24 protein-coding genes are annotated in these 24,082 nt (G+C 57.1%); 12 read left to right on the top strand and 12 right to left on the bottom strand.

Annotated elements, in window-relative coordinates:
• Positions 1-8: 8 nt before the first annotated feature.
• Together purN and purM are read right to left on the bottom strand one after the other, a co-directional pair.
• Positions 9-650 carry a phosphoribosylglycinamide formyltransferase gene (gene purN / locus IM284_RS08715; protein ID WP_047368077.1) on the bottom strand — a complete coding sequence of 214 codons (642 nt, stop codon included), beginning with the start codon at positions 648-650 and terminating at the stop codon, positions 9-11.
• A complete protein-coding gene (purM, locus tag IM284_RS08710) occupies positions 647-1,684 on the bottom strand; it encodes a phosphoribosylformylglycinamidine cyclo-ligase (RefSeq protein ID WP_041908759.1) in 1,038 nt (345 codons plus the stop codon). Before purM ends, purN begins: the two co-directional genes overlap by 4 nt.
• Before the next feature lie 266 nt (positions 1,685-1,950).
• Between purM and IM284_RS08705 the strand changes: the two genes are divergently transcribed.
• The 4 genes from IM284_RS08705 (at position 1,951) to IM284_RS08690 (ending at position 6,395) form a co-directional block, all read left to right on the top strand.
• Complete coding sequence (locus IM284_RS08705; RefSeq protein WP_047368076.1) at positions 1,951-3,381, top strand: 6-phospho-beta-glucosidase; 1,431 nt, start codon at positions 1,951-1,953, stop codon at positions 3,379-3,381.
• A gap of 217 nt (positions 3,382-3,598) precedes the next feature.
• The gene (upp, locus tag IM284_RS08700) at positions 3,599-4,225 is read left to right on the top strand and encodes a uracil phosphoribosyltransferase (protein WP_008501641.1); all 627 of its coding nucleotides are present in this window, start codon (positions 3,599-3,601) and stop codon (positions 4,223-4,225) included.
• A gap of 82 nt (positions 4,226-4,307) precedes the next feature.
• A complete protein-coding gene (gene uraA / locus IM284_RS08695) occupies positions 4,308-5,597 on the top strand; it encodes a uracil permease (RefSeq protein WP_017692944.1) in 1,290 nt (429 codons plus the stop codon).
• Positions 5,598-5,693: 96 nt separating this feature from the next.
• Positions 5,694-6,395 carry a DnaA inactivator Hda gene (locus tag IM284_RS08690; RefSeq protein ID WP_211438414.1) on the top strand — a complete coding sequence of 234 codons (702 nt, stop codon included), beginning with the start codon at positions 5,694-5,696 and terminating at the stop codon, positions 6,393-6,395.
• Between the two features lie 86 nt (positions 6,396-6,481).
• On the opposite strand, the gene IM284_RS08685 is transcribed toward IM284_RS08690, so the two are convergent.
• Genes IM284_RS08685 through celB form a run of 3 tightly spaced genes read right to left on the bottom strand, consistent with a single transcriptional unit; the run spans position 6,482 to position 10,179 of the window.
• Positions 6,482-7,900 (bottom strand): M17 family metallopeptidase, encoded by a 1,419-nt coding sequence (locus tag IM284_RS08685; RefSeq protein WP_193055775.1) that lies wholly within the window; start codon positions 7,898-7,900, stop codon positions 6,482-6,484.
• Positions 7,900-8,856 carry a N(4)-(beta-N-acetylglucosaminyl)-L-asparaginase gene (locus tag IM284_RS08680; protein WP_047368074.1) on the bottom strand — a complete coding sequence of 319 codons (957 nt, stop codon included), beginning with the start codon at positions 8,854-8,856 and terminating at the stop codon, positions 7,900-7,902. Before IM284_RS08680 ends, IM284_RS08685 begins: the two co-directional genes overlap by 1 nt.
• 3 nt (positions 8,857-8,859) lie before the next feature.
• Complete coding sequence (gene celB / locus IM284_RS08675; RefSeq protein ID WP_047368073.1) at positions 8,860-10,179, bottom strand: PTS cellobiose transporter subunit IIC; 1,320 nt, start codon at positions 10,177-10,179, stop codon at positions 8,860-8,862.
• A 147-nt stretch (positions 10,180-10,326) separates the two neighbouring features.
• Between celB and IM284_RS08670 the strand changes: the two genes are divergently transcribed.
• Positions 10,327-11,151, top strand: coding sequence for a helix-turn-helix transcriptional regulator (locus tag IM284_RS08670; RefSeq protein ID WP_047368072.1), 825 nt, complete (start codon positions 10,327-10,329; stop codon positions 11,149-11,151).
• Here IM284_RS08670 and arsC read toward each other — a convergent pair.
• Positions 11,148-11,504, bottom strand: a complete 357-nt coding sequence (arsC, locus tag IM284_RS08665; RefSeq protein WP_047368071.1) for an arsenate reductase (glutaredoxin) — start codon at positions 11,502-11,504, stop codon at positions 11,148-11,150. The two genes, IM284_RS08670 and arsC, sit on opposite strands and share 4 nt — an antisense overlap.
• Before the next feature lie 13 nt (positions 11,505-11,517).
• The gene (bepA, locus tag IM284_RS08660) at positions 11,518-12,981 is read right to left on the bottom strand and encodes a beta-barrel assembly-enhancing protease (protein ID WP_041908772.1); all 1,464 of its coding nucleotides are present in this window, start codon (positions 12,979-12,981) and stop codon (positions 11,518-11,520) included.
• Positions 12,982-13,202: 221 nt separating this feature from the next.
• Between bepA and IM284_RS08655 the strand changes: the two genes are divergently transcribed.
• Positions 13,203-14,267: an AI-2E family transporter gene (locus IM284_RS08655; protein ID WP_028014023.1), complete on the top strand. Its 1,065-nt coding sequence runs from the start codon at positions 13,203-13,205 to the stop codon at positions 14,265-14,267.
• Between the two features lie 95 nt (positions 14,268-14,362).
• On the opposite strand, the gene bcp is transcribed toward IM284_RS08655, so the two are convergent.
• On the bottom strand, positions 14,363-14,833 hold the full coding sequence (gene bcp, locus IM284_RS08650) for a thioredoxin-dependent thiol peroxidase (RefSeq protein ID WP_014171119.1): 471 nt from the start codon (positions 14,831-14,833) through the stop codon (positions 14,363-14,365).
• Positions 14,833-15,402, bottom strand: coding sequence for a glycine cleavage system transcriptional repressor (locus IM284_RS08645; RefSeq protein WP_028014022.1), 570 nt, complete (start codon positions 15,400-15,402; stop codon positions 14,833-14,835). Before IM284_RS08645 ends, bcp begins: the two co-directional genes overlap by 1 nt.
• A 145-nt stretch (positions 15,403-15,547) precedes the next feature.
• Between IM284_RS08645 and dapA the strand changes: the two genes are divergently transcribed.
• The 6 genes from dapA (at position 15,548) to ypfH (ending at position 22,005) form a co-directional block, all read left to right on the top strand.
• On the top strand, positions 15,548-16,426 hold the full coding sequence (gene dapA / locus IM284_RS08640; protein ID WP_028014021.1) for a 4-hydroxy-tetrahydrodipicolinate synthase: 879 nt from the start codon (positions 15,548-15,550) through the stop codon (positions 16,424-16,426).
• Between the two features lie 16 nt (positions 16,427-16,442).
• Positions 16,443-17,477: an outer membrane protein assembly factor BamC gene (gene bamC, locus IM284_RS08635; protein ID WP_028014020.1), complete on the top strand. Its 1,035-nt coding sequence runs from the start codon at positions 16,443-16,445 to the stop codon at positions 17,475-17,477.
• Between the two features lie 109 nt (positions 17,478-17,586).
• A complete protein-coding gene (gene purC / locus IM284_RS08630) occupies positions 17,587-18,300 on the top strand; it encodes a phosphoribosylaminoimidazolesuccinocarboxamide synthase (protein WP_023332985.1) in 714 nt (237 codons plus the stop codon).
• Positions 18,301-18,420: 120 nt separating this feature from the next.
• On the top strand, positions 18,421-19,290 hold the full coding sequence (locus IM284_RS08625) for a neutral zinc metallopeptidase (RefSeq protein WP_041908778.1): 870 nt from the start codon (positions 18,421-18,423) through the stop codon (positions 19,288-19,290).
• Positions 19,290-21,236, top strand: coding sequence for a tRNA(Met) cytidine acetyltransferase TmcA (locus IM284_RS08620; RefSeq protein WP_047368070.1), 1,947 nt, complete (start codon positions 19,290-19,292; stop codon positions 21,234-21,236). The genes IM284_RS08625 and IM284_RS08620 overlap by 1 nt, the downstream gene beginning before the upstream one ends.
• A gap of 73 nt (positions 21,237-21,309) precedes the next feature.
• On the top strand, positions 21,310-22,005 hold the full coding sequence (gene ypfH / locus IM284_RS08615; RefSeq protein ID WP_047368069.1) for an esterase: 696 nt from the start codon (positions 21,310-21,312) through the stop codon (positions 22,003-22,005).
• Between the two features lie 38 nt (positions 22,006-22,043).
• Here ypfH and IM284_RS08610 read toward each other — a convergent pair whose 3' ends face one another.
• The 3 genes from IM284_RS08610 to IM284_RS08600 are packed head-to-tail and all read right to left on the bottom strand — an operon-like array spanning position 22,044 to position 23,753.
• The gene (locus IM284_RS08610; RefSeq protein ID WP_013098222.1) at positions 22,044-22,241 is read right to left on the bottom strand and encodes a YpfN family protein; all 198 of its coding nucleotides are present in this window, start codon (positions 22,239-22,241) and stop codon (positions 22,044-22,046) included.
• 24 nt (positions 22,242-22,265) lie between these two features.
• Positions 22,266-23,393, bottom strand: a complete 1,128-nt coding sequence (gene dapE, locus IM284_RS08605; RefSeq protein WP_028014016.1) for a succinyl-diaminopimelate desuccinylase — start codon at positions 23,391-23,393, stop codon at positions 22,266-22,268.
• Between the two features lie 3 nt (positions 23,394-23,396).
• Positions 23,397-23,753 carry an ArsC family reductase gene (locus IM284_RS08600; RefSeq protein ID WP_045261161.1) on the bottom strand — a complete coding sequence of 119 codons (357 nt, stop codon included), beginning with the start codon at positions 23,751-23,753 and terminating at the stop codon, positions 23,397-23,399.
• Positions 23,754-24,082: the final 329 nt, after the last annotated feature.

The raw sequence follows: 24,082 nt of genomic DNA, 5'->3' as shown, positions 1-24,082 counted from the left end.
ATAGCAAACTACTCTTCGGCCGCATAACCCTGCGGGGGCAACTTCACGCCGTCCAGCCAGGCTGCGCCGTCGCGCATCTCCAGACGCCCGTCGACAAACCAGCTTACCACCAGCGGGTAAATGGCGTGCTCCTGCGTCTGCACGCGTTCGGTCACGTCGTCTTCGTTGTCGCCGTCAAAGACCGGGACTTTCGCCTGCAGGATCACCGGGCCACCGTCCAGCTCGTCGGTCACGAAATGGACGGAGGTACCGTGCTCCTCGTCACCGTTTTCCAGCACCTGACGATGGGTATGCAGGCCGGGATATTTTGGCAGCAGGGAAGGGTGAATATTCAGCAGTCGACCGGCGTAGTGTTCGACGAAGGCCGGGCTCAGAATACGCATATAGCCCGCCAGCACCACGAGGTCGGGCGCGTAGGCGTCAATCTCCTGCACCAGCTCGCGGTCAAAGGCTTCACGTCCGGCGAACTGGCTGGCTTCCAGCGCGTGAGCGGGAATGTTCGCTTCCCGCGCGCGCTCAAGGCCGAACGCGTCGGCCTTGTTGCTGAAAACTGCCCGAATGGTGCCATTGATTTTGTTCTGTTTGCAGGCGTCTATGATGGCCTGCAAATTGCTTCCGTTGCCTGAAATGAGCACCACGATGTTTTTCATTCAATGACCACACGCTGTTCGGAATCGGAGGCTTTAATCGTACCGATTTTCCACGCGTTTTCACCTTTCTCGGTCAGCAGCTTAACCGCTTTATCCGCTTCGCTTGCCGGCAGGGCGATAACCATGCCCACGCCGCAGTTAAAGGTGCGGTACATTTCGTGAGAGCTCACGTTGCCTGCATTCTGCAGCCAGTTAAAGACGGCTGGCCACTGCCATGAGGATTCGTCGATCACCGCCTGGGTGTTGTCCGGCAGCACGCGCGGGATGTTTTCCCAGAAGCCGCCGCCGGTCAGGTGAGCAATAGCGTGAACGTCAACGTTCTCGATAAGCTCCAGCACGTTTTTCACGTAGATGCGGGTTGGGGCCAGCAGGTGGTCGGCCAGCGGTTTACCGTCCAGCTCGGTGGTCAGCGGATCGCAGCCGCTTACTTCGAGGATTTTACGCACCAGAGAGTAGCCGTTAGAGTGCGGGCCGCTGGAGGCCAGCGCGATCAGCACATCGCCATCGGCCACTTTGCTGCCGTCGATAATTTCTGATTTTTCTACTACGCCGACGCAGAAGCCCGCGACGTCATAATCTTCGCCGTGGTACATGCCCGGCATTTCAGCGGTTTCACCGCCCACCAGCGCACAGCCGGACTGCAGACAGCCTTCGGCGATACCGTTAATGACGCTGGCTGCGGTATCCACATCCAGTTTGCCGGTCGCGTAGTAATCGAGGAAGAACAGCGGCTCTGCGCCCTGAACCACCAGGTCGTTCACACACATCGCAACCAGATCGATACCGATCGTGTCGTGACGTTTTAAATCCATCGCCAGGCGCAGCTTCGTGCCTACGCCGTCAGTACCCGAGACCAGAACAGGTTCACGATATTTTTGCGGCAGCGCGCACAGTGCGCCGAATCCACCCAGACCACCCATGACTTCCGGGCGGCGGGTTTTCTTCACCACACCTTTGATTCGGTCAACCAGCGCATTACCTGCGTCAATATCAACACCGGCATCTTTGTAGCTGAGAGAAGTTTTGTTGGTCACGGCTTAAATCCCCACGCGATTGCATAGCTAGTAAGAAAAATCGGCGCAATTCTAACAGTCCAGGCAAACGTTTGCGAGCCTATTCTGGACGTGGGGATCTTTTTTTCTGTATAGCCCGTAAATGCAGCCAAACTTGACTCCGTTCACGAAAATGAAACCGGTTTCGGCGATCTGCTTGCAACGAATACCTCCTTTGCACATCATCGAACTGAAACCGGTTTCTGTAATTGTTTTTGCAGAAAATAACGCAGAATGAGGGAAAGCGAATGTCAGGATTCAAAGCAGATTTTCTGTGGGGTGGGGCCGTTGCGGCGCACCAGCTTGAGGGCGGCTGGAAAGAGGGCGGTAAGGGCGTAAGCGTTGCCGACGTCATGACCGCGGGCGCCCACGGCGTGCCGCGTGAAATCACCAACGGCGTGCTGGAGGGGAAAAACTACCCTAACCATGAGGCTATCGACTTCTACCACCGTTATAAAGAAGACATCAAACTCTTTGCCGAGATGGGGTTCAAATGCTTCCGTACCTCCATCGCCTGGACGCGTATCTTCCCGAAAGGCGACGAGCTGGAGCCGAACGAGGCGGGCCTGAAATTCTATGACGATCTGTTCGACGAATGCCTGAAGTACGGCATTGAACCGGTTATCACGCTTTCCCACTTTGAGATGCCGTTCCACCTGGTGACGGAATACGGCGGCTGGCGCAACCGTAAGCTGATCGACTTCTTCGTGCGTTTTGCAAAGGTCGTTTTTGAGCGTTACCAGCACAAGGTGAAGTACTGGATGACCTTTAACGAGATCAACAACCAGGCTAACTTCCACGAAGACTTTGCGCCATTTACCAACTCCGGGCTGAAGTACGCGCCTGGTGAAGACCGCGAGCCGGTGATGTTCCAGGCGGCGCACTACGAACTGGTGGCCAGCGCCCTGGCGGTGAAGGCGGGCCGCGAGATTAACCCGTCGCTGCATATCGGCTGCATGATTGCCATGTGCCCCATCTACCCGCTGACCTGTGCGCCGGACGACATGATGATGGCGATGAACGCCATGCACCGTCGCTACTGGTTTACCGACGTTCACGTGCGCGGCAAATATCCGCAGCATCTGCTCAACTACTTCGAACGTCGCGGCTTCGCGCTGGATATTACCGAAGAAGATAAGGCGGCGCTCACGCAGGGCTGCGTGGATTACATCGGGTTCAGCTACTACATGTCTTTCGCCACCAAAGCGACGGCAGATAACCCGGCGCTGGACTACGACGAGAGCAAGAGCCTGGTCTCCAACCCGTACGTGCAGAAATCCGACTGGGGCTGGCAGATTGATCCGGTCGGGCTGCGCTACTCTCTGAACTGGTTCTGGGATCACTATCAGCTGCCGCTGTTTATCGTTGAGAACGGCTTTGGCGCGATCGACGTGCAGGAGAGCGACGGCACGGTGAACGACCAGTACCGCATCGATTACCTTTCCGCACACATCCGCGAGATGAAAAAAGCGGTGGTGGAAGACGGCGTGGATCTGATGGGCTATACCCCGTGGGGCTGTATCGACCTGGTGTCTGCCGGAACGGGCGAAATGAAAAAACGCTACGGCTTTATCTTTGTCGATAAAGATAACGAAGGTAACGGCACCCTGAACCGCAGCAAGAAGAAATCGTTCGACTGGTATAAGCAGGTGATTGCGAGCAACGGCGATAACCTCTAATTGTCGGGTGGCGCTAACGCTTACCCGACCTACAATACACGTAGGCCCGCGTAAGCGCAGCGCCACCGGGCAAGACCCCGCACCCAAGCCGGAGCCCAGCCTCCGGTTTTTTTGTTTTTGATTGATGTACGTCAAGCAAGTAGGGTATGGCGCAATCCGAAAAAAGCGGTATAATCCCGCGATTTTTTTGCGGATGCCACCTCAGAGGAGAAAGAGAATGAAGATTGTGGAAGTGAAACACCCACTCGTTAAACACAAGTTGGGCCTGATGCGTGAGCATGACATCAGCACGAAGCGTTTTCGCGAACTGGCTTCTGAAGTGGGCAGCCTGCTGACCTACGAAGCAACCTCCGATCTGGAAACGGAAAAAGTGACCATCGAAGGCTGGAACGGCCCGGTGCAGGTTGAGCAGATCAAAGGTAAGAAAATTACCGTAGTGCCTATCCTGCGTGCCGGTCTTGGCATGATGGAAGGCGTGCTGGAGCACGTACCGAGCGCGCGCATCAGCGTGGTCGGTATCTACCGTAACGAAGAGACGCTGGAGCCGGTACCTTACTTCCAGAAGCTGGTCTCTAACATCGACGAGCGCATGGCGCTGGTGGTTGACCCAATGCTGGCGACCGGCGGTTCAATGATCGCCACCATCGATCTGCTGAAAAAAGCGGGCTGCAGCAGCATTAAGGTGCTGGTGCTGGTTGCGGCACCGGAAGGGATCGCGGCGCTGGAAAAAGCGCACCCGGACGTTGAGCTGTACACCGCCTCTATCGACCAGGGGCTGAACGAGCACGGGTACATCATCCCGGGGCTCGGCGATGCCGGCGATAAGATCTTTGGTACGAAATAATCGAATAACGATAAATAAGCCGACTTTGATAGTCGGCTTTTTTTTGAATAAAAACCAACAATACTACACAGAGGAAAACACTATGACGCGCCGTGCTATCGGGGTGAGTGAAAGACCGCCGCTTTTACAGACTATCCCGCTTAGTTTGCAGCACCTGTTCGCTATGTTTGGCGCAACCGTGCTGGTGCCAATCCTGTTTCACATTAACCCGGCTACCGTGCTGTTGTTCAACGGCATCGGTACGCTGCTGTACCTCTTTATCTGTAAAGGCAAAATCCCGGCGTATCTGGGGTCGAGCTTTGCTTTTATCTCGCCGGTGCTGTTGCTGCTGCCGCTGGGTTATGAGGTCGCGCTGGGCGGCTTTATCATGTGTGGCGTGCTGTTCTGCCTGGTCTCCTTCATTGTGAAGAAAGCCGGTACCGGCTGGCTGGACGTGATGTTCCCGCCTGCGGCGATGGGCGCCATCGTTGCCGTCATCGGCCTGGAGCTGGCAGGCGTGGCGGCGAATATGGCTGGTCTGCTGCCTGCTGATGGGCAGTCGCCGGACTCCAAAACCATTATCATCTCGCTGGTGACGCTGGGCGTGACGGTATTTGGCTCCGTGCTGTTCCGCGGTTTTATGGCGATTATCCCGATCCTGATCGGCGTGCTGGCGGGCTACGCGCTCTCCTTCGTCATGGGCGTTGTGGATACCACCCCGATTGCCGAGGCGCACTGGTTCGCGCTGCCAACTTTCTACACCCCACGCTTTGAATGGTTCGCCATTTTCACCATTCTGCCTGCCGCGCTGGTGGTAATTGCGGAGCACGTTGGCCACCTGGTGGTGACGGCGAACATCGTGAAGCGCGACCTGATCCGCGACCCGGGTCTGCACCGCTCCATGTTTGCCAACGGTTTCTCCACCATCATCTCCGGTTTCTTCGGTTCCACGCCAAACACCACCTACGGTGAAAACATCGGCGTGATGGCGATTACCCGCGTCTACAGTACCTGGGTTATCGGCGGCGCGGCGATCATCGCCATTCTGCTCTCCTGCGTGGGCAAGCTGGCGGCAGCGATTCAGATCATTCCTGTGCCGGTGATGGGCGGCGTTTCTCTGCTGCTGTACGGCGTGATCGGTGCCTCCGGTATTCGCGTGCTGATTGAATCCAAAGTGGATTACAGCAAGGCGCAAAACCTGATCCTGACCTCCGTTATCCTGATCATCGGCGTGAGCGGCGCGAAAGTGCACATCGGTGCGGCCGAGCTGAAGGGCATGGCACTGGCGACCATCGTGGGCGTGGGCCTGAGCCTGATTTTCAAGCTGATCTCGGTGATCCGCCCGGAAGAGGTGGTGCTGGACGCTGACGAAAGCGAAAAAGCCCCACACTGATCCATTAACTGGGCGAAGGATCGCCCGGTTCTCTCCTGGCGGGTTCCGTGTTAAACTCATCGCCGATTTTATGTAAGATCTCTGGTTGAGGTATTTCTGAACGGACCGGCACAGCTCTCTCTGCCACTCTATCTCCCTGACGACGAAACTTTTGCGAGTTTCTGGCCGGGTGATAACCCCTCTTTACTGGCTGCACTGCAAAACGTGCTGCGTCAGGATCACAGCGGATACATCTATATCTGGTCACGCGAAGGCGCGGGGCGCAGTCACCTGCTGCATGCGGCCTGTGCCGAGCTTTCGGCGCGCGGCGATGCGGTCGGCTACGTGCCGCTGGATAAACGTACCTGGTTTGTGCCTGAAGTGCTTGAGGGCATGGAACATCTCTCGCTGGTCTGCATCGATAATATCGAATGCGTGGCGGGGGACGAGCCGTGGGAAATGGCGATCTTTAACCTCTACAACCGCATTCTGGAGTCGGGCAAAACCCGGCTGCTGATCACCGGCGATCGTCCGCCGCGCCAGCTTAATCTTGGGCTGCCGGATCTGGCGTCTCGTCTGGACTGGGGACAAATCTACAAGCTCCAGCCGCTGTCAGATGAAGATAAGCTGCAGGCGTTACAGCTGCGAGCAAAGCAGCGCGGCTTTGAGCTGCCGGAAGACGTGGGCCGTTTCCTGCTCAAGCGTCTGGACCGTGAGATGCGCACCCTGTTTGATACGCTCGATCAGCTCGATCGCGCCTCCATTACCGCCCAGCGCAAGCTGACCATTCCGTTTGTGAAAGATATTCTTAAGCTTTGAGTTTTTTGCCCGGTGGCGGCTACGCCTTACCGGGCCTACGAAAACCGCTCCCCTTTTAGGCCGGGTAAGGCGCAGCCGTCACCCGGCTAAAGATCCCCCAGCAAGTGCTCCACCAGCAGCGGAATCGGCCTTCCCGACGCCACGCTCCTGCCGTTCTCGCGCCACAGCGCCGTGCCGCTGATGTCCAGATGCGCCCACGGGATCGTCTGCGGGCAAAAATGGTGCAGCAGCCACGCCGCCGACGCGCTGATTGCCGCGTTGTTTGTCGGGGTGTTGCACAGATCGGCAATCGCGCTGTCGGTCTGCTTTTTCAGCCGCGCATCCAGCGGCAGGGACCACACTTCGTCACCGCTCCGTTTTCCCGCCTGCGTCAACGCGGCGCGCAGCGGTTCATCCTGCGTCATCAGCCCGCTCAGCTCATACCCCAGCGCTTTCACCACCGCACCGGTTAAGGTCGCCATATCAATGATATAGCGCGCCTGCGGATGGCGCTGGCTGGCCCAGGCGATGGCATCCGCCAGCACCAGTCGGCCTTCGGCATCGGTGTTGTTGATTTCAACCGTCATGCCGTTGCAGGCCGTTGCTACCGAGCCGGGCTGCATGGCGTCCGGGCCGATGGCGTTTTCCGCCAGCGCCAGCACGCCCATGATGCGTACGGGCAGCGCCAGCTCTGCTACGGTCAGCATCAGCCCCAGCACGTTGGCCGCACCGCACATGTCGTATTTCATGATGTACATGCCTGCGCCTTCCTTCAGCCACAGGCCGCCGGTATCGAAGGTAATGCCTTTACCTACGTAGCAGCGCACCGGGCCGTCAGAAACGCCGTCGTAATGAATAGCCAGCAGACGTGGCGGGCAGGTCGCCCCTTTGCCGACGGCGTTCAGCAGCCCAAGACCCTGCTCAACAATAGCCTTTTCGTTCAGCACCTCGCAGCGCAGGGCAGGGTAGGCGGCACACAGTTTTTGCGCCTCTTCGACCATAAACTGCGGCGTACAGCGATCGGACGGTATATCCGCCAGGCGACGCGCTGCGACCATGCCGTGAGCGATGGCCTGCTGCTGGCGGAAAATTGTTTCCAGCTTTGCCTGTTGCTCCGGCAGGCAGAGGGCGGTGATGTGCTTAATACGAACGCACTCACTGGTTTTTTTCAGCTGTAAATCGCTCAGCCTGTGCGCCTGATTAAAGAGAAAACGCAGCACCTGCGCCAGCACTACCTCGTCGATATTTGTTGCGTCCAGCACGATATCTGCGCTGACGGGAGAGGCAAACAGCGGTCGCAGGGCGGCAAGCAGGCCTTCAGTGAGCGCGTCATGCCAGAGCGCATCCGGCAGCAGGGTGATGCGCGCAAAGGGCGCGCAGCCAAAGCGGGTGTCCGCGATGCCGTCAGAGTCACGCATTTCCGCAACAAGCGCGGTTTGCGGCAACTGCGCACAGGAGACGCGGGCGATTAAATGGCTTCGCGGCTTTGCGTCAGAAAGTGCGGTGATAAACTGATACGCAATCATCATGACTCCTCAATCGGTGCGCGGATCCGCGCGGCGTAGGCCTGCATCCACTCTTCGTCCACGGCGTGATAGTGCGTTTTCTCCCGCTGGCGCTCGGTACGAAAAACGGTGAGGGGCTGACGGGCCGTCGCCACCACAAACGAGAAGGTTTTGATGTTAGTGGCGGCGCCAAATTCGCCCCTGTTGTTCATGCACACCACGGAGAGATCGCCCACGCGACCGAAGCGCGACATCAGCTTGTCTTCCAGCTCGAACACCACGGAGTCTGCCGCCTGCTGCGGCGTCATACCCTGCGCCATGCGACGAACGATTTCGTAGCTCGTGCAGCCTTTCATTAGATCTTCACCGACGCCCGTAGCGGTGGCCGCGCCGGTTTCGCTGTCGCAGTAAAAGCCGGAGCCGATAATCGGCGAATCCCCAATGCGGCCGCGTTTTTTCATAAACAGGCCGCTGGTGGAGGTGGCAACGCTCATCGACCCCTGCTTATCGAGGCCGATAATGCCGACGGTGTCGTGTCCGTCGTACGGGCTTAAGCCCTTATCCAGCGTCTCGCGGCAGCGTTTGCGGTAGTGCTGCATAGCCCGTTCGGTGAGCATGCTTTTGTCGGCAAAGCCCTGACTTAGCGCCCATTCACGCGCGCCCTGGCCGACCAGCAGGCTGTTGTAGCGCTGGCGGCTGAGCGCGTGCGCCACGCGCACCGGGTTGGCGATATCCACCAGGTTCCCCACGGCACCGAACGCCAGCGTGTCGCCGTCCATGAATGCCGCGTCCAGCTCGACTTCGCCGTTTTCGGTCGGCAGCCCGCCGTAGCCGACGGATTTATAAAACGGAAAGTCTTCGACGGCGGCGACGGCATCAACCACCGCCGTAGCGACCGGTTTTCCCGCCTCCAGGGCAGACGCAGATTCCGTTACCCCTTCAAGCGCCATTCGCCAGGTTGCGATAATTCCCCACATGCTTTACTCCTGTTTTGCAAGGGTGGTGTCGGTTTGCGTAACGGTGGCAATTTCCGCCGCGCGGTACTGTTTGTCCACGATACGCATGAAAGGCAGGTACAGCATGGCGCCAATCAGCAGGTTGATTAGCTGCATCACGCTGCCGCTCAGGTGTCCGGTGACGATAAAACCGCTGATCACCGGCGGCAGCGTCCAGGGGATAAACACCCCGGTGGTGACGGCGACCGCGCCAACCTTCATCGCCGCATACTGCACGGTGACCAGCACCAGCGGCACCAGGTTGAACGGAATAAGCATGATCGGGTTCATGATCACCGGCAGGCCAAACAGAATTGGCTCGTTGATGTTAAACACTGACGCCCCGGCGCCGAGGCGCGCCACTTCGCGCATGTTTTTACTGCGGGCGAAAATCAGCATCGCAATCACCAGCGACAGCGTAGCACCCGCGCCGCCCATCCAGATCATGTCAAAAAACTGTTCCGTGATAATGTGCGGCGGCGTCGTCCCCGCCTGGATCGCGGCGATGTTGTCGGTCTGGTTTTCCATCCACAGCGGACGAATGATGCCGTTAATCATCGAGCCGGAGTTAATGCCCACTGACCAGAGAATGGTGATGCTGAAGACGGTCATCAGCGCACCGAAATAGGAGGTGCCGTAGTGGCGCACCGGGGTAGCAACCACTTCATAAATAAACTGGTGGATGGTGTTGTAGTGAGTGTTCTCGAAGACGATGCGGATACCCAGCACCAGAATCATCACCAGCAGGGCGGGGATCAGCGCCGCGAACGACTCCTGCACCGCAGGAGGCACGCCGTCCGGCATTTTAATGACCAGATTTTTGCGCTTCAGCCAGCAGAACAGCTCCGTCCAGAGCAGCGAGCCGATCATCGCCACGAACAATCCTTTGCTGCCAATCCACTCCACCGGCATCACGGTAATACCGCCGTTTTCCGCCACCTTAATAAACGGCGTCAGGATCAGAAACGCGACCAGCGCCAGAATGCCGCAGGAGATGCGGTCCTCGCCGTAGTGTTCCGCCAGGCGGAAGGCGACCAGGAAGCTGATGAACAGCGACATGGTGGAGAACACCGCGTTGAATGGAATTTCAATAATCGCGCTCCAGCTCTCACCAAAGGCCTGAGACATAAACTGCTGATAGGCCTGGTTAGGGAAGGAGGAGATAACCAGCAGAATGGAGCCGACGATAATAAATGGCATGAATGACACGTAGGCACCGCGAATGGCCCCGAGATGACGCTGCTGGGCCGTTTTCGCCGCCAGGGGCATCAGTTTTGCTTCAAGAAATCCCAGAACATTGTTCATTGTGAACTCCGTACAAGATTGAGGGGTGTTGTTTATGTTATGTCTGTGGATTATCAGTGAAGCGCGGCGAGCGAAAGGTGAAACCGGTCACAAAGCAATCGCCTGTGTTATATAAATCTCATATGATTAGTTAACGGAATTGTTGCGATGGAAATTAAACTTCACGCCAATGCGACCACCACGCCGCGCATCCGCCGCTATCTGCAACAGTCAGATAAAAGCGGCAGAGAGCTTGCCGTTGAGCTGGGGATCTCGGTCACGACCGTCAGGCGCTGGCGCAACCGCGACCAGGTTTCGGATAACCACACCACGCCAAAAGTGATACACAAAGCGTTGAGACAGGAACAGATTGCGCTGGTGAATGCGCTGCGCGACATCTCAGGGGCGCCGTTAGATGAACTGCTGCAGATGGTTAACGACGTGCTGGGGATCCGCGTTTCAAGGGCAACGCTGAATCGCTATCTCAAACCGGCCTCCGCGAAGCTAAAAGGGGGGCCGTTGCAGGGAATAAAAGCGCTGAAGGCTGGCATGCGGCCGCATACGCTGATGCTCCATCATCTGCCTTTATCCCTGCACATGGACGATGGGGGTGAACAACACCTGCTCTGGGCGCGCGAACCGGTGAGCGGCTGGTGCTATGCCCGGCTCTATGCGGGACTGTCGCCCCAGTTGCTCAATACCTGGACGCGGGCGCTGCTTGATGACTGTCCGGCTGATATACAATCTATTGAGACTTTTGGTTTTGAGCTGACGGAGGCTGCAAAAGATGTGGCTGTAAAAACGCATCCCCAAAAACACAACGCGCTTCAGGTAGCGGTGCCATTAGGCGATGTTATTCCTCGCGTGAATGATGAACCGGCGGGAGAAGTGTTGATCGCGCTGTGCGAGTTTTATAACCGGGGCAAAACGCAGAAAAAGCTGGGAGAGAGTACGCCGCAGGCGTTTCTGGAAGCGCTGCGGCGTAGGGACTAGAGAATTTCGAGCACATCTTCCGGCGGACGGCCAATGCGCGCCTTGCCGTTCGCCACCACAATCGGGCGCTCAATCAGCTTTGGATTGTCGACCATCGCCTGTACCAGCTCAGCCTCGGTGAGGCGGTTGTCATCCAGATTAAGCGATTTATACAGATCCTCTTTCTGACGCATCAGTTCGCGCGCGCTGCCCATCCCCAGCATGTGCAGCAGCTCGCGGATCGTCTGCGCGTCCGGCGGCGTCTCCAGATACAGCACCACTTCCGGGTCGATGCCGTTAGATTTCAGCAGGCTGAGGGTGTCGCGGCTCTTGGAGCAGCGAGGGTTATGGTAAATTTGTACCGCGTCTGTCATGACTTCTCCTTTATTACATCTTCTCGTACGGCTTAAAGCGTTGTTGCAGGCCGCGCAGCTGGTCGATACGCGCGTCGTAGCGGGCCTGCTGCAGGCTGCCGAGCTTCACCTGCGAGCTGGCGCTGCTGAGCAGGGAAATAGCCTGATCGAGACGGCCCGCCAGCGCCAGCCCTTCAGCACGCGCCGCCAGTTCCTGATCGCGGTTACCCAGTTGCCCCTGTGCCTGAGCGAGCAGCTCCCAGCCGTTCTGGTCGTCTTTATTGTTAAACGTGTAGCGGTTCAGAATGGTTACGGCCTGCGCAGGCTGACCGCCCTGCAAGTAAGCGTTCGCCAGGTTAAGCTGCAGCACCGGGTTGGTCCGTATGTCTTTCGCCCCTTTCAGGCGGTTAATCGCATCAGTGGCTTTTTTCTGCCCCAGATCGATATCCGTCGAGAGATCGAGATACCACGGATTGTTCGGGTCGGCTGCCAGCAGCGGCTGCAGCGCTTTACGCGCCTCGTCGTATTTACTGGCTTCCATCGCCTGTAGCGCCTGACCATACTGCGCGGCATTTTTTTCCCGCACGTTGCCTTTCGCCAGGGTATCCAGCAGATCGCTGGTGAGCTGGTTACGTCCGGAGTTGTACATGCCGAGCGTTCTTACTTTCGCCATGTAGAAGTCCTGCGAAGACTGCACGACCACCGGGCGCATCTGGTTGGCACGGTTGCGTGCGTCCGAGAGACGGCTTTCCGGCAGCGGGTGGGTGAGCAAAATTTCCGGCGGACGGGAAGAATACCGTGCCTGGTCGAGCAGTTTTTCCAGGAAGCTCGGCATGGCCTGCGGGTCAAAGCCGGAGCGCTGTAAAACCTGAATGCCGATGCGGTCAGCTTCCTGCTCGTTTTGCTGGGTGAAGCTGATCATCCCCTGACGCGTTCCTGCAAGCGTACCGGTCAGGGCCGCCATCCCGGCCTGCGGGCTGGCCATCGCCAGCAGAATAGAGCCCAGTGCGCCCACCCAGGTGAGCGGGGCGTTACGCTTCTGGTCTTCCATTGCACGCGCGAGGTGGCGCTGGGTAACGTGCGAAATTTCGTGCGCCATTACCGAAGCCAGCTGGCTTTCGTTGTCTGAGTAACGGAATAACGCCGAATGCAGCACCACGTTTCCGCCGAAGAAGGCGAAGGCGTTGATTTCGTCGTTATTAATCAAATAGAAGTGGAAGGGCGTTTTTACCGAGTCGGCGTGCGCCACCAGGCGCATCCCCAGCCCGTTAATGTACTGCACCAGCAAAGGGTCGTTGATCAGCGGGGCGCTACCGCGCAGCTGGCGCACATAGTAATCACCCATCTGCATCTCTTGCCCGATAGAGAGCGTGCTTCCTGCCGTGGTGCCCATGTCCGGCAATGAATCGGACGAGTCAGCGAAAGCGGGCAACACCTGACCGACCGTCACTGCGGCAATCAGTGTTGCAACCAGTGTTTTTCTCAACTGCCTGAACATAACCACTGTCCTGTATGTTGGAGGTGCTAATTTGACCGATGAACCGGCATATCGTTCATCTCTGCTGCCCTGCGAGTGTAGCCGTGTTACCGCATGAAGAAAATCCCATTCATCAGGCTTTTGCGGATTGTGACAGGGATACAAAAAGCGAAAGTCTTTTTTGTGACAGTTAGATACAATTCACCGTCTCACTCCCGCCAATCGATTCAGGGAAGGGTTGTATGCTCGAAATGTTAATGCAGTGGTATCGGCGTCGGTTCAGTGACCCGGAAGCCATTGCTTTGCTGGTTATTCTGGTTGCCGGGTTCGGTATTCTGTTCTTCTTCAGCGGCCTGCTCGCCCCTCTGCTGGTGGCGATTGTGCTCGCATACCTGCTGGAGTGGCCAACGGCGCGCCTGGAACATATCGGCTGTTCGCGCCGCTGGGCAACGAGTATCGTGCTGGTGCTGTTTGTCGGTATTCTGCTGCTGATGGCATTTGTGGTGATGCCGGTTGCCTGGCAGCAGGGGATCTACCTGATCCGCGATATGCCCGGCATGTTGAATAAGCTGTCTGATTTCGCCGCCACGCTGCCGCGTCGTTACCCCGCGCTGATGGATGCGGGGATCATAGATGCGATGGCCGAAAACATGCGCGCCCGCATCATGACGATGGGCGATTCGGTGGTGAAATACTCTCTGGCCTCGCTGGTGGGTCTGCTGACGCTGGCCGTCTATCTTGTGCTCGTGCCGCTAATGGTGTTCTTCCTGGTCAAGGACAAAGAGCAGATGCTGAACGCGGTACGCCGGGTGCTGCCGCGCAATCGCGGGCTGGCCGGGCAGGTCTGGCAGGAGATGAACCAGCAGATCACCAACTACATTCGCGGCAAGGTGCTGGAGATGATAGTCGTGGGGGTCGCCACCTGGATTGGCTTCCTGATCTTCGGCCTGAACTACTCGCTGCTGCTGGCGGTGCTGGTCGGATTTTCGGTTCTGATCCCGTATATCGGCGCGTTTGTGGTAACCATTCCGGTGGTGGGCGTTGCGCTGTTCCAGTTTGGGCTGGGTACTGAGTTCTGGAGCTGCTTTGCGGTATATCTCATCATTCAGGGGCTGGACGGTAACCTGCTGGTGCCGGTGCTGTTCTCCGAGGCCGTGAACCTGCATCCGCTGGTGATTATCCTGTCGGTGGTGATTTTCGGCGGGCTGTGGGGGTTCTGGGGCGTGTTCTTTGCCATTCCGCTGGCGACGCTGATTAAAGCGGTGGTGCACGCGTGGCCGGATGTGCCTGCGGTGGAAGAGAAGTAGTTTTTGTGCGGCCTGATGCCCTCACCCGACCCTCTCCCGCAGGGAGAGGGGGAAAACACTAAAAACGGCAACCTGGGTTGCCGTTTTGCTGTTTATCAGGCGCTTTGTTTCAGCCAGTTCAACACCACGTCGTGGTGGTTGCTGGTTTTGAAGTCGTCAAACACATGTTCAACTTTACCGTCAGCGTCAATCAGGAAGCTGATGCGGTGAATGCCGTCGTAGGTTTTACCCATAAAGGTCTTTTCACCCCAGACGCCGAACTGCTCGCAGACCTGGTGGTCTTCGTCGGAAAGCAGCGTGAAGTTCAGCAGCTCTTTTTCCGCAAATCGTGACAGCTTTTCTGGTTTATCCGTGCTGATTCCCAGCACTTCCACGCCGACTTTCTTCAACTCGTCCATGTTGTCGCGTAAGCCGCAGGCCTGTACGGTGCAGCCGGGGGTCATGGCTTTCGGGTAGAAATAGACCAGAACACGCTGTCCCTGGAAGTCGGTCAAATTTACTTGCTCACCGTCTTGATCCGGTAAGCTAAATTTCGGTGCGATGTCACCGGCTTTCAGTGGATTCATTACTCAACTCCATCCTGTTCGTGCTGCGAATAATTGACGACGCTTATACTGCCCTGCGCGTTTAATTCTGTACAGAGGGCTTTGAACGCTTGCTCGATATTTGACGCATCCTGCGAGGCAGGGCTGTGTGCGGTAATTTGAATAAAGAGCGTGGGAACGGTGCTTTCGTCGCCCGGCTGCGTGCGGGAGACGAGTTCGGCAATGTTCATCTGATGGCTGTCGAACAGCGCGGTAAAGCGCTCAATCAGATGCGGAGAATCAGGGACTTCAACCTGCACCCAGACGGTCGCGGGCATGGCCGGACGCGGGCGCGCGGTGGTGCGCTTCATGACGATCAGCAAATCCAGCTCCGCGCCTTTCAGCGGCAGGGTGGATTCAATAAGGGTAATGGCATTCCATGTTCCGGACAGCAGCATGATAAACGTGAACTCTTCGCCGAGCATCGCCAGGCGGCTGTCTTCGATGTTACAGCCGCAGCTGCTCACGTGACGGGTGATGGTGTTCACGATACCCGGCCTGTCGGCACCCAGCGCGGTGATAACCAGGTAATGTTGTGATGAGGTTGTCAAACCTGTTCTTCCTTTGCATGGTTAAGTCTTCCTAAGGAAAGCATAAAAAAAACGTGCATACAACCGCCAGAGGGCCTCAGGTCGCTTGCTTTTATTACAGTTCCAAACGTACCATTGAGGCTCTTGTTCGCACAGAGGATGGCTCATGTTCACGGGAAGTATTGTCGCGCTTGTTACACCGATGGATGAAAAAGGTAATGTCTGCCGGTCCAGCATGAAAAAGCTGATTGATTACCATGTCGCCAATGGAACCTCGGCGATCGTTTCGGTAGGGACTACCGGTGAATCTGCAACGCTGAGCCACGAAGAGCACGGCGATGTGGTTATGCTGACCCTGGAACTGGCTGACGGACGTATTCCGGTCATTGCGGGGACAGGTGCTAATGCGACCGCAGAAGCGATCAGCCTGACCAAACGTTTTAACGACAGCGGCATCGTAGGCTGTCTGACGGTCACCCCTTACTACAACCGTCCTACTCAGGAAGGTTTGTTCCAGCACTTCAAAGCCATCGCTGAACATACTGACTTGCCACAAATTCTGTATAATGTGCCGTCCCGTACCGGCTGCGATATGCTGCCGGAAACCGTTGGTCGTCTCTCGGAAGTAAAAAATATTATCGGTATTAAAGAGGCGACAGGGAACTTAAGCCGCGTTCATCAGATCAAAGAGCTGGTTTCAGACGACTTTATCCTGTTGAGTGGTGATGATGCGACCTCGCTGGACTTTATGCAGCTTGGTGGTCATGGCGTGATCTCCGTAACGGCGAACGTTGCGGCGCGCGATATGGCTGAAATGTGCAAACTGGCCGCAGCCGGTCACTATAATGAAGCGCGTGTCATTAATCAGCGTCTGATGCCGTTGCACAATAAATTATTTGTCGAACCCAATCCGATCCCAGTGAAATGGGCGTGTAAGGAGTTGGGGCTTGTAGCATCCGATACGCTGCGTTTGCCAATGACACCGATTACCGACCACGGTCGCGACATCGTCAGGGCAGCGCTGAAGCATGCCGGTTTGCTGTAAAGTTTAGGGAGATTTGATGGCTTATTCAGTACAGAAGTCGCGCCTGGCGAAGGTTGCGAGTGTTTCGCTTGTTATGCTGCTCGCTGCCTGTAGTTCAGACTCGCGCTACAAGCGCCAGGTGAGCGGTGATGAATCCTATCTGGATGCGACCCCGCTTGCTGAACTTCATGCACCGGCTGGTATGATCCTGCCGATTCAAAACGGCGATTATAATATTCCCGTGACCAACGGCAGCGGCCTGGTTGGTAAAGCGCTTGATATTCGTCCGCCAGCACAGCCTCTGGCGCTGGTAAGCGGGGCGCGTACCCAGTTCACCGGTGATACGGCGTCTCTGCTGGTTGAAAGCGCGCGCGGAAGCAATCTGTGGCCACAGGTCGTCAGCGTTATTCAGGCGAAGAATTACACCATTGATAAGCGCGATGACGCCAGCCAGACGTTAACCACCGACTGGATCGAGTGGAACCGTCTTGATGAAGATCAGCAGTACCGTGGACGCTATCAGGTCTCCGTGAAACCACAGGGTTACCAGCAGGCAGTTAACGTTAAGCTGTTGAACCTGGAGCAGGCGGGTAAACCGGTTGCGGATGCCGCCTCTATGCAGCGTTACAGCACTGAAATGCTGAACGTGATCGCCGCAGGTCTGGATAAGACCGCTACCGATGCCGCGAACGCCGCGCAGAACCGTAACGGCGTCACGTACGACGTTCAGAGCGGCGCGGATGACACCGGCCTGCCAATGCTGGTGGTGCGTGCACCGTTTAACCAGACCTGGCAGCGCCTGCCAGCGACGCTGGAAAAAGTGGGCATGAAAGTGACCGACAGCACCCGTTCAACCGGCAGCATGACGGCGACCTATAAGCCGCTGTCCGACAGCGCGTGGCAGGAACTGGGCGCCAAAGATCCTCAGCTTGCCTCCGGTGATTACAAGATTCAGGTAGGTGACCTCGATAACCGCAGCAGCCTGCAGTTTATCGATCCAAAAGGTCACACGCTGACCCAGGCGCAGAACGATGCGCTGGTCGCTGTCTTCCAGGCAGCATTCAGCAAATAAATACGAGGGCGGGTTAATCCCGCCCTTTTTATTTTCGTGCTACGCAAACGTGTGCGTGGCATAATATACCCCGTTTTGAACGCAAATTATCACACCAGGAGTAATGAAGATGCAGAAGCAAGCTGAGTTGTATCGTGGCAAAGCGAAGACCGTATACAGCACGGAGAACCCGGATCTGTTGGTGCTCGAGTTCCGCAATGATACGTCAGCAGGGGATGGCGCACGCATTGAGCAGTTCGATCGTAAAGGCATGGTGAACAACAAGTTCAACCACTTCATTATGACCAAACTGGCCGAAGCGGGTATCCCGACCCAGATGGAAGCGTTGCTGTCCGATACGGAATGTCTGGTGAAAAAACTGGATATGGTTCCGGTTGAGTGCGTGATTCGTAACCGTGCGGCAGGCTCCCTGGTGAAGCGTCTGGGCATTGAAGAAGGTATTGAGCTGAATCCACCGCTGTTCGACCTGTTCCTGAAAAACGATGCCATGCACGACCCAATGGTCAACGAATCCTACTGCGAAACCTTCGGCTGGGTGAGCAAAGAGAACCTGGCGCGCATGCAGGAACTGACCTACAAAGCCAACGACGTGCTGAAAAAGCTGTTTGATGACGCGGGCCTGATCCTCGTCGACTTCAAGCTGGAGTTTGGTCTGTTCAAAGGTGAAGTGGTGCTGGGCGACGAGTTCTCCCCGGACGGCAGCCGCCTGTGGGATAAAGAAACCCTGGATAAAATGGACAAAGACCGTTTCCGTCAGAGCCTGGGTGGCCTGATTGAAGCGTACGAGGCGGTAGCTCACCGTTTAGGCGTTAAGCTCGACTAAGTTCCTCAGTTGCCAAAGGATGTTCGCATCCTTTGGCGTCTTACCTTTGTTTCCTATGGTAATCTTGCCGTTAACCGCCTACGATCATAGCTATTATTAATGGAATAGTTCGAGGTGGTTATGCGCTGGCAAGGGCGTCGTGAAAGTGACAATGTAGAAGACAGACGCAGTGATGGTGGCGGCGGTCCTTCAATGGGCGGGCCCGGCTTCCGCTTACCCAGCGGCAAGGGCGGTATCATCCTGCTGATTGTGGTGCTGGTCGCAGGTTACTACGGGGTCGACCTCACCGGTCTGATGACCGGTCAACCGCTGCAGCAGCAACAGCATTCTCAGCGCTCCATCAGCCCGAATGAAGATGAAGCGGCCAAATTTACCTCCGTTATTCTCGCCACAACTGAAGACACCTGGAGTCAGCAGTTCGAGAAGATGGGGCGCACCTACCAGCAGCCTAAGCTGGTGATGTACCGGGGCGCAACCCGCACCGGATGCGGTACCGGGCAATCTGTGATGGGGCCGTTCTACTGCCCGGCAGACGGCACCGTCTATATCGATCTCTCTTTTTACGATGACATGAAACGCAAGCTTGGCGCTGACGGTGATTTTGCTCAGGGCTACGTTATCGCGCATGAAGTCGGCCATCACGTGCAAAAGCTGCTGGGGATTGAGCCCAAAGTGCGCCAGCTTCAGCAGAACGCGTCTCAGGCCGAAGTGAACCGCCTTTCCGTCAAAATGGAACTGCAGGCGGACTGCTTCGCGGGCGTCTGGGGCCACAGCATGCAGCAGCAGGGCGTGCTGGAATCCGGGGATCTTGAAGAGGCATTAAACGCGGCTGAGGCCATCGGCGATGACCGTTTGCAGCAGCAGAGCCAGGGCCATGTCGTGCCGGACAGTTTCACTCACGGTACGTCACAGCAGCGCTACAGCTGGTTCAAGCGCGGCTTTGACAGCGGCGATCCGGCCCAGTGTAATACCTTCGGCAAAGCCATGTGATGGTGTCGTTTGAACATCTGACGCGCGAGCTTGAGCGTACCGGGCACCGCCGTCTGGTGGTGCTCACTGGCGATGAACAATGGACGTTGAGCCAGGCGGCTGGCCTGCGTGATGCCTTTCCGGGAGACTGGCTGTGGCTGGAGGAGAATCCCTCAAAAGCCGTTAGCGGGCTGCTGGGACGCGAATATCTGCACGCCGTTTTTGACGCGCGTGCCGGGTTTGATGTTTCAGCCTTTGCCGCACTCAGCGGGACGCTGCGCGCCGGAAGCCTGCTGGTGCTGCTGGTGCCGCCTCTCGCTGACTGGGCCGACAGGCCCGACGGCGATTCCGTGCGCTGGAGCGACAGCGCGGAACCCATCGCCACCCCGCGCTTCGTTCACCATTTTTGCCGGACCCTTGCCGCCGATGCGGATGCGATCGTCTGGCAACAGCATCGTCCTCTCTCTCTTCCCGCTGCGCCGGATTCGCCCGCCTGGCAGCCAGCCAGCGGCGAGCCGCAGCGCGAGCAGGCGGAGATCCTCGACGCGCTTCTGACCATGCCTGCGGGCGTCGCTGCCGTGACGGCACCGCGGGGGCGCGGAAAGTCAGCCCTGGCGGGGATGCTGCTCAACAGCATTCAGGGGAGTGCGGTGGTCACTGCACCGGCCAAAGGGGCAACGGATGTCATTGCGCGCTTCGCTGGCGAGCGTTTTCACTTTATGGCCCCGGATGTGCTGCTGGCCTCCACCACAGAAGCCGACTGGCTGATTGTTGATGAAGCCGCAGCCATCCCCGGCCCGCTGCTGGACAAGCTGGTGTCGCGCTTTCCCCGCGTGTTGCTGACCACCACTGTCCAGGGTTATGAAGGCACGGGCAGGGGGTTTCTGCTTAAGTTCTGCGCCCGGTTCAGCGGGCTGCGGCGTTATACCTTATCCACCCCCATTCGCTGGGCGGCCGGGTGTCCGCTTGAGCGGATAGTGGCGAATACGCTGCTGTTTGACGACGCGCTTATTGACCGCAAACCGGAAGGTGACGTGCGTATACGGTTGCTGGAGCCGCGGATGTGGGAGAGCGACCCGGCGCGCGTGGCAAGCGTGTATGAACTGCTGTGTGCCGCGCACTACCGGACGTCCCCGCTCGATTTACGCCGGATGATGGATGCCCCCGGCCAGCACTTTGCGGTTGCACACGCGGGTGCGGATATGGCGGGCGCGCTCTGGCTGGTGGAAGAGGGGGGATTGCCCCCCGATCTGAGCCGCGCGGTGTGGGCGGGCTTTCGTCGTCCTCGCGGGAACCTTGTGGCGCAGTCACTGGCGGCGCACGGCGGGTCGCCTCTCGCGGCGACGCTGAAGGGGCGGCGGATTAGCCGCATTGCGGTGCATCCCCACCGTCAACGGGAAGGCATCGGCCAGCGGCTTATTCGCAGCGTCAGCGGTGAAGATTATCTCTCGGTAAGCTTTGGCTATACCGACGAGCTGTGGCGTTTCTGGCGGCAGTGCGGCTTTGTGCTGGTGCGAATGGGCAGCCATCGGGAAGCCAGCAGCGGGTGCTACACGGCGATGGCCTTATTGCCGCATAGCGAGGCCGGGCACCGCCTGTGCGCGCAGGAGCACCAGCGCCTGTGTCGTGATATGCGCGTTCTTTCAGCCTGGAACGGTGAAAAGATCCCGGTGACCGATGCCTGGGAAACTACCCTTAATAGTGACGACTGGCTGGAGCTGGCGGGGTTTGCCTTTGCGCACCGGGCGTTTTCAACCTCGGTTGCTGCCCTGACGCGGCTGGTGTTAGCTACAGACATGCCGCTTCCGGCGCTGCGCGGGAAAATAGAGGGTAAGACGGAGGAGATGGGGCGAAAAGCGCTGCTGGCTAAACTGCGGAGTGAAACCGCGCAAGCGCTTGAGAGCCTTGATTATTCCCGCTGCCAGCAGCTGAAAGCCGACATTTTGCAATGGCAATTTTTTCAATGACTTCTTCAGTAAAGTGGCATGGTCATTACCCCGCAGAGGCGTAAAATCCTGCTCATCAATTAAGGAGACCGCCATGAAACACGACCATTTTGTTGTTCAAAGCCCTGACAAACCGGCTAAACAGTTACTGCTCCTGTTTCATGGCGTGGGCGATAATGCCGTCAATATGGGACAGATTGGCCGCTGGTTTGCGCCCGTTTTTCCGGAAGCATTGATCGTCAGCATCGGCGGCGTGGAGCCGTGCGGTCCAGACGGACGGCAGTGGTTCCCGGTTCAGGGCGTGACGGAGGAGAACCGTCAGGCGCGAATTGATGCGATCATGCCCACGTTTATCGACATCGTGCGCTACTGGCAGCAGCAGAGCGGCGTAGGCGCTGACGCAACGGCGCTGATTGGCTTCTCGCAGGGGTCAATCATGTCGCTGGAAAGCGTAAAAGCGCAGCCCGGTCTGGCTTCTCGCGTCATCGCCTTTAACGGGCGTTATGCAACGCTACCGACAAGCGCGACCACGCAGACCACCATCCATCTCATTCACGGTGGTGAAGATCGGGTGATTGAGCTTTCGCATGCGGTAGCTGCCGATGAAGCGCTGGTGCGCGAGGGCGGGGATGTGACGCTGGATATTGTTGACGATCTGGGCCACGCGATCGACGACCGCAGCATGCAGTTTGCGCTCGACCATCTGCGCTATACCGTGCCGAAGCACTATTTTGATGAAGCGCTCAGCGGCGGCAAGCCAAATGATGATGATATTGTTGAGTTTATGTGAGGTTATCCCCTCTCCACAGGAGAGGGGATACAGACCGATTACTTCTTCTGGTCTTTCTTCGGCCAGTCGTCGTCATCGTCCCACTTGTCGTTAAAATCACGGTGCGGCGGGAGATCCGGCTTATTCGCGAGAAACTTTTTGTGGTCAACGCGCTTAAGGTCTTTAATCACGTTCAGCAGTACGCCGACCAGAAACACCAGCACCAGAATCCACCAGTACTTTGCAAGCCAATCCATTCGCTATTCCTCTCTGAGCGCTCGTCAGGCGACGAGTTGCTCCATAATACGTTGATACATGCGGGCCAGAAGTTGTAAATCGGCTGCGTTCACACACTCGTTGATTTTGTGAATCGTCGCGTTAACCGGACCCAGTTCGACAACCTGTGCACCCATGCGGGCGATAAAGCGTCCGTCTGAGGTGCCGCCCGTCGTCAGCAGCTGCGGCTTAATTTCATTATAGTGCTCAATGGCGTTCACCACCGCATCCACCAGCTTGCCGCGCTGCGTCAGGAACGGCTGGCCGGAAAGCCACCAGTCAACGGTGTAGCGCAGGTTGTATTTTTCCAGCAGAGCGACAACGCGCGCTTTGATCGTCTCGTCGGTCAGTTCGGTACTGAAGCGGAAGTTGAACTGGACGAAGAAATCTCCCGGGATGACGTTGTTGCTGCCGGTTCCGGCCTTGACGTTGGCGATCTGCATGCTGGTCGGCGGGAAGAACTCGTTGCCTTTATCCCACTCGATGCCTACCAGTTCGTTCAGCATTGGCGCGGCGCGGTGGACCGGGTTATCGGCCAGATGTGGGTAGGCCACATGCCCCTGAACCCCATGTATGGTCAGGTTACAGGTCAGCGAGCCGCGGCGACCATTTTTGACGACATCCCCCACCACTTCGGTACTGGACGGCTCACCGACCAGACAGTAGTCAAGACGTTCATTGCGCGCCATCAGCGCCTCAACGACCTTCACGGTACCGTTATGGGCGCTGGCTTCTTCATCGGAGGTGATCAAGAACGCGAGACGGTTTTTGTGGTTCGGATGCTGAGCCACAAAGCGCTCTGCCGCCACAACCATCGCCGCCAGCGAGCCTTTCATGTCTGCCGCGCCGCGGCCGAAGAGCATGCCATCGCGGATGGTCGGCTCAAACGGCGGATTAATCCAGCGATCAGCGTCACCCGCGGGAACGACGTCAGTGTGCCCGGCAAAGGCCAGCGTTTCGCCCTGGCCACGCCACGCCCAGAAGTTCTGGGTGTCGCCAAAATCCATGCGCTCAACGGTAAAACCGATGGCGCGCAGGCGCTCAATCATTAATGCCTGACAACCTGCGTCGTCCGGGCTAAGGGAGGGACGGCGAATAAGCTGTTGAGTCAGCTCAATGACCGGGCATGACATACACTACACCTCTACGAAAAAGTCAGAATAAAGGGTTTCACTGAAACCCAGCAGCATAGGCTGACCTGGCTTGCAGAGCAATGGGCGTTTGATAATTGCCGGCATGTCGAGCATCAACTTTGCCGCGCTGTCGGCGTCAACGATGCTGGCGCGCACGGATTCGTCCAGCTTACGCCAGGTGGTGCCGCGGGTGTTCAGCAGCGCTTCCCATCCCAGTTCGTTAATGGCGGTATGCAGAAATTCTGCATCAAGCCCGTCGGCACGATAATCGTGGAAGCGGTACTCGACGTTATTAGTTTCCAGCCAGCGGCGTGCTTTTTTGATGGTGTCGCAATTTTTAATGCCGTACATCACAACCATGTTGAATCCTTTTGCTCTTATGGCGATTAAACGTTCAGTAAATTCGAAGATATATCTTTAGGTGGAATATAACACACTCAGGAATGCTCTGGATTTACACTTCTTCTTAATTCAACTCACACTTGTACGCTGAATATACTTTCACCATTTAAGCATAGATGTCCACCGTGTTTAAATTCTGAATAAACTCAGCGCGTAAAATAAAACTCACCCGTTCGTAGGGCTATTTCAAAATATTGCTGGCCGTCACACAAAATTTAAACTCCTCCGTTCATATTTATCATAAATCCCCAACGGTGGCGGGGTACAATCACAGCGATTGGTTAAAC

This window comes from Enterobacter cloacae complex sp. P12RS, from assembly GCF_014895875.1.
Taxonomy (GTDB): Bacteria; Pseudomonadota; Gammaproteobacteria; order Enterobacterales; family Enterobacteriaceae; genus Enterobacter; species Enterobacter bugandensis.
This window is presented reverse-complemented; position numbering and strand designations above follow the sequence as displayed.

Bases quoted from the DNA above. Each gene is read 5' to 3' on its own strand.
- purN (WP_047368077.1), bottom strand. From the start codon at position 650: ATGAAAAACATCGTGGTGCTCATTTCAGGCAACGGAAGCAATTTGCAG.
- IM284_RS08705 (WP_047368076.1), top strand. From the start codon at position 1,951: ATGTCAGGATTCAAAGCAGATTTTCTGTGGGGTGGGGCCGTTGCGGCG.
- upp (WP_008501641.1), top strand. From the start codon at position 3,599: ATGAAGATTGTGGAAGTGAAACACCCACTCGTTAAACACAAGTTGGGC.
- uraA (WP_017692944.1), top strand. From the start codon at position 4,308: ATGACGCGCCGTGCTATCGGGGTGAGTGAAAGACCGCCGCTTTTACAG.
- IM284_RS08685 (WP_193055775.1), bottom strand. From the start codon at position 7,900: ATGATTGCGTATCAGTTTATCACCGCACTTTCTGACGCAAAGCCGCGA.
- IM284_RS08680 (WP_047368074.1), bottom strand. From the start codon at position 8,856: ATGTGGGGAATTATCGCAACCTGGCGAATGGCGCTTGAAGGGGTAACG.
- celB (WP_047368073.1), bottom strand. From the start codon at position 10,179: ATGAACAATGTTCTGGGATTTCTTGAAGCAAAACTGATGCCCCTGGCG.
- IM284_RS08670 (WP_047368072.1), top strand. From the start codon at position 10,327: ATGGAAATTAAACTTCACGCCAATGCGACCACCACGCCGCGCATCCGC.
- arsC (WP_047368071.1), bottom strand. From the start codon at position 11,504: ATGACAGACGCGGTACAAATTTACCATAACCCTCGCTGCTCCAAGAGC.
- bepA (WP_041908772.1), bottom strand. From the start codon at position 12,981: ATGTTCAGGCAGTTGAGAAAAACACTGGTTGCAACACTGATTGCCGCA.
- IM284_RS08655 (WP_028014023.1), top strand. From the start codon at position 13,203: ATGCTCGAAATGTTAATGCAGTGGTATCGGCGTCGGTTCAGTGACCCG.
- bcp (WP_014171119.1), bottom strand. From the start codon at position 14,833: ATGAATCCACTGAAAGCCGGTGACATCGCACCGAAATTTAGCTTACCG.
- dapA (WP_028014021.1), top strand. From the start codon at position 15,548: ATGTTCACGGGAAGTATTGTCGCGCTTGTTACACCGATGGATGAAAAA.
- bamC (WP_028014020.1), top strand. From the start codon at position 16,443: ATGGCTTATTCAGTACAGAAGTCGCGCCTGGCGAAGGTTGCGAGTGTT.
- purC (WP_023332985.1), top strand. From the start codon at position 17,587: ATGCAGAAGCAAGCTGAGTTGTATCGTGGCAAAGCGAAGACCGTATAC.
- IM284_RS08625 (WP_041908778.1), top strand. From the start codon at position 18,421: ATGCGCTGGCAAGGGCGTCGTGAAAGTGACAATGTAGAAGACAGACGC.
- IM284_RS08620 (WP_047368070.1), top strand. From the start codon at position 19,290: ATGGTGTCGTTTGAACATCTGACGCGCGAGCTTGAGCGTACCGGGCAC.
- ypfH (WP_047368069.1), top strand. From the start codon at position 21,310: ATGAAACACGACCATTTTGTTGTTCAAAGCCCTGACAAACCGGCTAAA.
- IM284_RS08610 (WP_013098222.1), bottom strand. From the start codon at position 22,241: ATGGATTGGCTTGCAAAGTACTGGTGGATTCTGGTGCTGGTGTTTCTG.
- dapE (WP_028014016.1), bottom strand. From the start codon at position 23,393: ATGTCATGCCCGGTCATTGAGCTGACTCAACAGCTTATTCGCCGTCCC.
- IM284_RS08600 (WP_045261161.1), bottom strand. From the start codon at position 23,753: ATGGTTGTGATGTACGGCATTAAAAATTGCGACACCATCAAAAAAGCA.